Genomic DNA, 8,273 nt, shown 5'->3' with positions numbered 1-8,273 from the left:
ACATGCGGGCCTCGCCCTACGACCTCACCGAGCTGGGCTACGAACCGGTGCGCATCGAGACACCCGAGGGCAAGGCGCAGTATGCCGCCGCTCAGCGTGGCTTCGCGGCGCGCGGCCAGGCCCTGCGCCAGCGGTTGCTGGCGGCCATCGACGCGCTGCGCCCGGCCGCCGACGCCGAGGTCAGCGCACCGGCACCCCGGCCCTGACCAGGCCGTACGTCACGCCCTCGACGAGCGCGTGCCAGGAGGCCTCGACGATGTTGCCCGCGACGCCGATCGTCTCCCACGAGGTCTGCCCGTCGGAGGTCTCGATGAGCACGCGGGTCACGGCGTCGGTGCCGTGGGCGGCGTCGAGGATGCGCACCCGGAAGTCGATGAGCTCGAGCTTGTCGAGCTCGGGGTAGGCCGGTGAGAGCGCCTGGCGCAGGGCGTGGTCCAGCGCGTTCACGGGGCCGTTGCCCTCGCCGGTGGCCACCACGCGCTCACCGCCGGCGAGCACCTTGACGGTGGCCTCCGAGAGGGCGCTCTCGTCTGCCCGCGCGTCGGTGATGACCCGCCACGACTCGACGTCGAAGTAGTCGTGCACGGCATCGCCCTCGACCTCGCGTCGGAGCAGCAGCTCGAACGAGGCGTCGGCGGCGTCGAACGTGTAGCCGCGCAGCTCGAGGTCCTTGACCTTGGCGAGGACTCGGGTGAGCAGCTCGTGGTCGCCGGCGAGGTCGAAGCCGAGCTCGCGCCCCTTGAGCTCGATGCTCGCGCGCCCGGCCATGTCGGAGACGAGCATCCGCATGTCGTTGCCGACGAGGGTCGGGTCGGTGTGCTGGTAGAGGTCCGGGTCGACCTTGATGGCGCTGGCGTGCAGGCCGGCCTTGTGCGCGAACGCGCTGGCCCCGACATAGGGCTGGCGGCTGTACGGGGGCACGTTGGTGATCTCGCTGATGGCGTGGGCGATGCGCGTCGCCTCGCGCAGCCGCGGCTCCTCCAGCAGCGGCATCCCCCGCTTGATCTGCAGGTTGCTCACCACGGTGAGCAGGTCGGCGTTGCCGGTGCGCTCGCCGTAGCCGTTGATGGTGCCCTGCACATGCGTCGCACCCGCCTCGACCGCGGCCATCGAGTTCGCGACGGCGCACCCGGTGTCGTTGTGGCAGTGGATGCCGAGCCGCGCCGAGGTCGCGTCGATGACGTCGGCGACGACCTCGCCGACCTGGTCGGGGAGCATCCCGCCGTTGGTGTCGCAGAGCGCCACGACCTCCGCGCCGGCCTCCACCGCCGCCCGCACCGCCTCGAGCGCGTAGGCGCGGTCCGCGGCATACCCGTCGAAGAAGTGCTCGGCGTCGAGGAAGACGCGCCGCCCTTCCGACCTGAGGAAGGAGACGGTGTCCCGGATCATCTCGAGGTTCTCGGCCAGGCTGGTGCGCAACGCCCGCTCGACGTGCCCGGCATGCGACTTCGCAACCAGCGTCACGACGTCGGCACCGGAGTCGACGAGGGCGCGGACCAGCGGGTCGTCGGGCGCGTTGCCTCCGGCCCGCCTGGTCGCGCCGAACGCCGCGAGGGTGGCGTTGCGCAGCTGCAGCTCCTGCTGGGCCCGGGCGAAGAACTCCGTGTCCTTGGGGTTCGCCCCGGGCCAGCCTCCCTCGATGAAGCCGACACCGAGCTCGTCGAGGTGCGCGGCAATGGCCAGCTTGTCGGACACGGAGAGGTTGAGCCCCTCCTGCTGCGCACCATCGCGCAGAGTGGTGTCGTAGACGTGCAGGGTGCTCATCGGTCCTCAGCTCGGGTTCGGTCTCGTGTGTCGCTGCCAGTCGTCCTGGTGGTCATTCTCCCGCGTCGGCCGCTGCGGGCGAGGGGTGGACCCTGGCAGCGACTGCTTCATGCAAAGCAAAAGACCCCCCGGGTGTGGGAGGTCTGCGCGACGAGGGAGCTCTCGTCGCGCTAGTCGATAATCACCATGGCGGTAGCCATGTGCCAGGTCGTCACGCGATGAGACTCGCACAGCGGATCCGGGATCTGAACACCCCGTCCGGCATGTGGTCAGCCCGACCCCCTGTGCCGTATGCCGCCCGCGTCGGTTGGAGGGTCCGCTCCAAGGTTCGCCCAACCTTTCGTTCCGGGGCGACGGTTCGCCAAGGAAGGAAAGGTTGGGCGAACCTTGCAGCCGCGGGTCACCGGACGGCGGGTCACCGGCCACGCGCCGCCCGAGCAGTTGCCTCCCGCACCAGCCGAGCAAGGTGGTTGGGGCGGTCGAGGTCGGCCCACGTCAGCCGGACGACCTCGTAGCCGGCCGCCCGCAGGCGGTCCTCCCGTCGCTTCTCTGCCGCCAGTGCCCCGCGGCCCTGTGCCCCCTCGTACTTCATGAGCCCGTCAAACTCGACCACCACCCGCTCGCCGACCAGGAAGTCGACTCGGCCGACGAAGCCGGCGGTGTCGCTGATGCGCACCTGGGAGCGCACCGAGAAGCCCAGGCCGGTGAGGACCAGCCGGGTCAGTGACTCCCCCGGCGACTCCGCGTGCGCATCGGCGAGGCCCAATGCCTGTGTGACTCGGCCCTGCGCTCTCGGCCCCAGCTCGAGCCGGGCTGCTGCCTCCTCGACGCCCTCGGCCGTGACCCACGTGCTGTGGAGTGCTGCATCGAGGGCAGCGACGCCGGCCTTGACGCCGGAGCTCGCCGCCACCTGTGCGAGGGCGGTCTCCGTGGTGATGGACCTGGCCCCTTTGAGCACCAGCGGCTTCTCGTCCGGAGGCAGCGGGTGGGTGACGACACCTCCACGCCGGTGTGACGCCTTCACCCGCGCGCACACGTCGAACCGGGTGAGGTCACATGCGACCAGCGGCAGGTCGGCCAGGGCGAGCGCGGCATGGTGCGACGCCCACGTCGCACCCGGCCTCGACAGCAGCACCGCACGGGTGCGCAAGGCGTAGTCGGACTCGGGCTTCAGCCCCTGGAGACTCTCCGCCAGGACGAAGGCACCGCGCCGGACGCGGACGACCTCGCCCTGTCGCACCAGGCCGTGGATGTCGAGGTCGGTCACACCGAGTGCCCGGGCCTGCTGCGCCCCGAATGCACCGTGCTGCGCGTGGGCGAGGTCGAGGAGCGCGGGTTCGATGGAGCTCATCTCGCCACACTCGCGCCACACGCCACCGTGACGCTGGGGCCGCGAGCCCGCGTGTGGATGACGGGTCCGTGCGCCCTTGTCCTGTGGAAGGTTCGCCCAACCTTTGGATCGTGGCCGAAGGTTCGGCCCGGATCCAAAGGTTGGGCGAACCTTTCGTGGGGGAGCTGGGTCAGACGAGGCGGGCCATCCAGCCATGGGTGTCCCGCGCCCGGCCGTACTGGATGTCGAGCAGGGCGGAGCGGATCCGCGACGTCACGGCACCGACCTCGCCACCGTGGATGAGGGCGTGGCCGCCGTCCCAGGCGAGGCGACCGACCGGAGTGACCACCGCGGCGGTGCCACAGGCGAAGACCTCGGAGATCTCGCCCGTCTCGAGGCCGGTGCGCCACTCGTCGATCGAGATGCGACGCTCCGTGACGTCGTGGCCCAGCTCCTTGGCCAGGTCGACGATGGAGTCCCGGGTGATTCCCTCGAGGATGGTCCCCGTCAGCTCGGGCGTGACGATGCTGCCGTCCTGGAGGACGAAGAACAGGTTCATGCCGCCCAGCTCCTCGACCCACCGGTGCTCGAGGCCGTCGAGGAAGACGACCTGGTCGCAGCCGTGCTCCGAGGCCTCGACCTGCGCCGCCAGGCTCGCGGCGTAGTTGCCGCCGCACTTGGCCGCACCGGTCCCCCCGGGCGCCGCCCGGACGTACTCGCCCGACACCCAGATGCTGACCGGCTTGAGGCCGCCGCTGAAGTACGGGCCCGCGGGCGAGGCGATGACGCAGTAGGTGACCTCGGCCGCCGGGCGCACCCCGAGGAAGGCCTCGGAGGCGAACATGAAGGGCCGCAGGTAGAGGCTGGCCTCACCGTGCTCGCTGGACGGCACCCAGGCCTGGTCGACCTCGACGAGCGCCTTGAGCGACTGCAGGAAGGCCGCCGGCGGCAGCTCGGGCAGGGCCAGGCGGCGGGCGCTGCGTGCGAACCGGGCGGCGTTCTGGTCCGGCCGGAAGGTCCAGATCGACCCGTCGGCGTGCCGGTAGGCCTTCATGCCCTCGAAGATCTCCTGCGCGTAGTGCAGGACGGCTGCGGACGGGTCGAGCGTGAGCGGACCGTAGGCGGTGACCCGGGCGTCGTGCCAGCCCCGGTCCCGGGTCCACGTGACCCGCACCATGTGGTCGGTGAAGGTCTTGCCGAAGCCGGGATCGGCCAGCACCGCGTCGCGCCGCGCGTCGGGCATGGGGTCAGGCCGGCGCTCGACGGTGAAGTCGAGGGCGCGCTCGGTCTGGGCCGGGGCCTCGGTCATGGGTACCTCCAAACGTCGGGCGACTCAGCGTCGAATCTCTCCTGCAGGCTACCGCTGCCGCCGGTGCCACCGGGTCGGGGTATGAGCGCGCGCCACTGCGCCCGCAGATACCCCGACACGACGGAGTGAGGTGGTGGGGGATCGTCGGCCACTACAGGCGGGCGGCGATGGCGTCGCCGACCTCGGCCGTGGAGCGTACGGCTCCTCCGCGCTCGGCGAGGTCCGCGGCCACGGCGCGCTCCACCCGGGCGGCATCCTCGTGGCGGCCGAGGTGCTCGAGCAGCATCGACACCGACAGGATCGTCGCGGTGGGGTCGGCCTTGCCCTGCCCGGCGATGTCCGGCGCTGAGCCGTGCACTGGCTCGAACATGCTCGGCGACGTGCGCTCGGGGTTGATGTTCCCGCTCGCGGCGAGGCCGATGCCCCCGGCGATGGCGGCGGCGATGTCGGTGATGATGTCGCCGAAGAGGTTGTCGGTGACGATGACGTCGAACCGCCCGGGGTCGGTGGCGAGGAAGATCGTGGCGGCGTCGACGTGCTGGTAGGCCGTCTCCACGTCGGGGAACTCCTGGCCGACCTCCTCGACGGTGCGGCGCCAGAGGTGGCCGGCGTGGGTCAGCACGTTGTGCTTGTGCACGAGCGTGAGGTGCCGGCGCGGACGCGCCTGCGCCCGGGCGAAGGCGTCACGCACGACGCGCTCGACGCCGAAACGGGTGTTCACGCTGACCTCGGTCGCGATCTCCTGGGGCGTGCCGGCCCGCAGGGAGCCGCCGTTGCCGACGTAGGGGCCCTCGGTGCCCTCGCGGACGACGACGAAGTCGATGCCGTCCGGGGCCACGCGGTCGACCGCCAGCGGGCTGGCCACCCCGGGGTAGAGCCGCGCGGGCCGCAGGTTCACGTAGTGGTCGAGGGCGAACCGCAGCGGGAGCAGCACGCCTCGCTCGAGGACGCCGCTCGGCACGCTCGGGTCGCCGATGGCCCCGAGCAGGATCGCGTCGTGGGCGCGCAGCTCCTCGAGCACGGAGTCCGGCAGGGTCTCACCGGTGGCGTGCCAGCGGCGAGCGCCGAGGTCGTACTCCGTGGTGTGGACCTTGGGGCCGCTCTCCCCCGTCGCCGCGCCGAGGACCTTCAGACCCTCCGCCACGACCTCGGGGCCGATCCCGTCGCCGCCGATGACGGCGATGTCGAGGGTGTCTGCAGCGGAGTCGTCGGCCATGGAGCCACCCTACGGACGGTCTTGCCATCTGATACCTGCGTCTCACATGACGAACGGCCCGCCGGCGCGGTGCCGGGGGCCGTTCGTCGTGGTGCGCCTGGCGGCGCGGAGGGTCTCAGTCGTCCGTGTGGCCCTGCTCGCGCAGATCCATGGACTCCTGCAGTGCCTGACGTGCCTTGCGAGCCTCTTCGCTCATGAGTATCAGTCCTTTGCGATTCCCCTGTGTCCCAACAGGAGACGAGTGGTGGAGGGAGTTGCGGGGGCGTCGCCCGGGTCCGGGGCGCCCTGCCAGCCGTGCACGCGGGATCTCCGCGGCGAGGGGGCTGGCTACCGGAACTCGCCGCGGCGGATAAGAATTACGACCTGCCGCGCCATGCGTTCGAGGTTACGTGGACGTCCAAGCATCCGAAACCCGTTTCCCACACCCTGAGACGCTGTGGCCGGATGCCGGGCGCCCGCGGCGCTCCCCCACAGACAGCCGTATGCCGCGTGCGCTCGGCGCGCACGCGGCATACGGGGGGATGTGTCCGGGTCAGTCCTCGAGGTCGACGACCTTCACCTCGGCCTCGATCTCGGCGGCGATCGCCGCCACCACGTCGCCGGGGATCTCGCTGTCGACGGTGAGGGCCACCAGGGCGCGCCCGCCGCGGGCGTCGCGCGCCACCTGCATGCCGCCGATGTTGACGTCGGCCTCGCCGAGCAGCCGGCCGACGGCGCCCACGATGCCGGGGCGGTCGGTGTAGGTGAAGAAGGCCATGTGCTCCGAGATCGGCACCTCGAGGTCGAAGCCGTTCAGCCCGACGACCTTCTCGACCATGCGCGGGCCGGTCAGCGTGCCGGAGACACTCACCGTGGTGCCGTCGGCGAGCGTGCCGCGCAGCGTGGTGACGTTGCGGAAGTCCTGCGACGTCGGGTCGGTCAGCAGCCGGGCCTCGACGCCGCGCTGCTCCGCGAGCAGCGGCGCGTTGACGTAGGTGACGGGGTCCTCGGTGAGGTCCGTGAAGAGCCCCTTGAGGGCCGAGAGCTTCCAGACGCTCACGTCGTGCTCGGTGATCTCGCCGTGGACGTCGACGTCGAGCTGCACGGGCACGGCACCGGCCACCGCGGTGAAGATGCGGCCGAGCTTCTCGACGAGCGCGATGCCCGGCCGGACCTCCTCGGCGATGGCGCCGCCGGAGACGTTGACGGCGTCGGGCACGAGGTCGCCGCCGAGCGCGAGTCGCACGGACTTGGCGACCGCGACGCCGGCCTTCTCCTGGGCCTCCTCGGTGGAGGCGCCGAGGTGCGGGGTGACGACCACGGACTCGTGCTCGAAGAGGGGGCTCTCGGTGGTCGGCTCCTTGGCGAAGACGTCGATGCCGGCGCCGGCCACCCGGCCCTCGCGCAGCGCCTCGGCGAGGGCCTCCTCGTCGACGATGCCACCGCGGGCGGCGTTGATGATGCGCACCGTCGGCTTGACCTTGGCCAGGGCCTCCTTGCCGATCAGGCCCACCGTCTCCGGGGTCTTGGGCAGGTGCACGCTGATGAAGTCACTCTGCTCGAGCAGCTCGTCGAGGCTCACCAGCTGCGCGCCGAGCTGCCCGGCCCGCTGCGCCGAGACGTACGGGTCGTAGGCGAGGATCTCCACACCGAAGCCCTTGAGCCGCTCGGCGACGAGCTGCCCGATCCGGCCGAACCCGACGATGCCGACCTTCTTGTCCAGGAGCTCGACGCCGCCGTACTTGCTGCGCTTCCACGCGCCGCCCTTGAGCGCCTCGTTGGCGGGCGCGATGTTGCGCGCGGTCGAGAGGAGCAGACCGACGGCGAGCTCGGCGGCCGACGTGATGTTGGAGGTGGGGGCGTTGACGACCATGACACCGGCCTGGGTGGCGGCGGGGACGTCGACGTTGTCGAGCCCGACCCCGGCGCGCGCGATGACCTTGAGGTTCTTGGCCGCGGCGATCGCCTCGGCGTCCATCTTGGTCGCGGAGCGCACCAGCACGGCATCGACCTCGGCGAGCGCCGGCAGCAGCTCGTCGCGGTTGGCGCCGTCGCAGGTGCGGATCTCGAAGTCCGGGCCCAGGGCGTCGATGGTGGCGGGCGAGAGTTCCTCGGCGATCAGCACGATCGGCTTGGTCACGTGTCAGTCCTTCGGTGGTCACGGGTTGGGAGCGGACCTTCCGGGAAAGGGTCCGCGCGAGCCAGGCACCGCACTGTGCCGCGCCCAGCATACGGGCAGGCGCCCACGATGTGGATAGCGAGTCCCGGGATGTGAGCGCGACTCGGAGCGTGGTGCCAGCCACCCCCGGGTCACGCCCCGCACCGGGTCGTGCGGCTCAGTGCGACAGCAGCGCGCACCCGGCGTGGAAGCCGTGGGCGAGCCCGCGCGAGATGTCCTTGAGCGACGGGCACGTGACGTGACGGCCCAGACCATAGGTGTTCTCGCCCGAGCCGGCGCAGGATGGTCCGCATGCAGGTACTCGTCACCGGCGGCGCCGGAGCACTCGGCAGCCTGGTCGTCGCTGAGCTGCGGCGTCGCGGGCACCAGGCGTCGCCGGCCAGCCGGCGCTCGGGCGTCGACCTCGCCACCGGGGAGGGCCTCGCGGCTGCGGTGCGGGACGTCGACGCGGTCGTGCACTGCGCGACGAACCCCTTCCGCGCCAGGGCTGTCGACG

The 8,273-nt window shown here is 71.6% G+C and carries 6 protein-coding genes and 1 pseudogene; 2 read left to right on the top strand and 5 right to left on the bottom strand.

Features of this window, described 5'->3' with window-relative positions; genetic code table 11:
• Positions 1-206, top strand: a pseudogene (locus VIB11_RS02925) (3-methyladenine DNA glycosylase); the annotation flags it as partial.
• Here the strand turns inward: VIB11_RS02925 and cimA are convergent.
• The 5 genes from cimA to serA all read right to left on the bottom strand — a co-directional run bounded on the left by cimA (position 181) and on the right by serA (position 7,738).
• Positions 181-1,764, bottom strand: coding sequence for a citramalate synthase (gene cimA / locus VIB11_RS02920; RefSeq protein WP_332028198.1), 1,584 nt, complete (start codon positions 1,762-1,764; stop codon positions 181-183). The pseudogene VIB11_RS02925 and the gene cimA sit on opposite strands and share 26 nt — an antisense overlap.
• Positions 1,765-2,179: 415 nt before the next feature.
• Entirely contained in the window at positions 2,180-3,115 is a 936-nt protein-coding gene (locus VIB11_RS02915) for a type IV toxin-antitoxin system AbiEi family antitoxin domain-containing protein (RefSeq protein WP_332028196.1), read from the bottom strand.
• 169 nt (positions 3,116-3,284) lie between these two features.
• Positions 3,285-4,403, bottom strand: coding sequence for a branched-chain amino acid aminotransferase (locus VIB11_RS02910; RefSeq protein WP_332028194.1), 1,119 nt, complete (start codon positions 4,401-4,403; stop codon positions 3,285-3,287).
• Between the two features lie 151 nt (positions 4,404-4,554).
• Positions 4,555-5,619 (bottom strand): 3-isopropylmalate dehydrogenase, encoded by a 1,065-nt coding sequence (locus VIB11_RS02905; RefSeq protein ID WP_332028192.1) that lies wholly within the window; start codon positions 5,617-5,619, stop codon positions 4,555-4,557.
• A gap of 532 nt (positions 5,620-6,151) precedes the next feature.
• A complete protein-coding gene (gene serA, locus VIB11_RS02900) occupies positions 6,152-7,738 on the bottom strand; it encodes a phosphoglycerate dehydrogenase (RefSeq protein WP_332028190.1) in 1,587 nt (528 codons plus the stop codon).
• Positions 7,739-8,068: 330 nt separating this feature from the next.
• On the opposite strand from serA, the gene VIB11_RS02895 reads away from it, so the two are divergent.
• A partial coding sequence (locus tag VIB11_RS02895; protein ID WP_332028188.1) for a sugar nucleotide-binding protein occupies positions 8,069-8,273 on the top strand: 205 nt, incomplete at its 3' end.

The organism is Pedococcus sp. (assembly GCF_036554925.1).
GTDB lineage: Bacteria > Actinomycetota > Actinomycetes > Actinomycetales > Dermatophilaceae > Pedococcus_A.
Note: the sequence above shows the minus strand (reverse complement) of the source record. Positions and strands in the feature narration are given on the sequence as shown.

Coding starts and splice junctions, on each gene's coding strand:
- cimA (WP_332028198.1), bottom strand. CDS start 1,764: ATGAGCACCCTGCACGTCTACGACACCACTCTGCGCGATGGTGCGCAG.
- VIB11_RS02915 (WP_332028196.1), bottom strand. CDS start 3,115: ATGAGCTCCATCGAACCCGCGCTCCTCGACCTCGCCCACGCGCAGCAC.
- VIB11_RS02910 (WP_332028194.1), bottom strand. CDS start 4,403: ATGACCGAGGCCCCGGCCCAGACCGAGCGCGCCCTCGACTTCACCGTC.
- VIB11_RS02905 (WP_332028192.1), bottom strand. CDS start 5,619: ATGGCCGACGACTCCGCTGCAGACACCCTCGACATCGCCGTCATCGGC.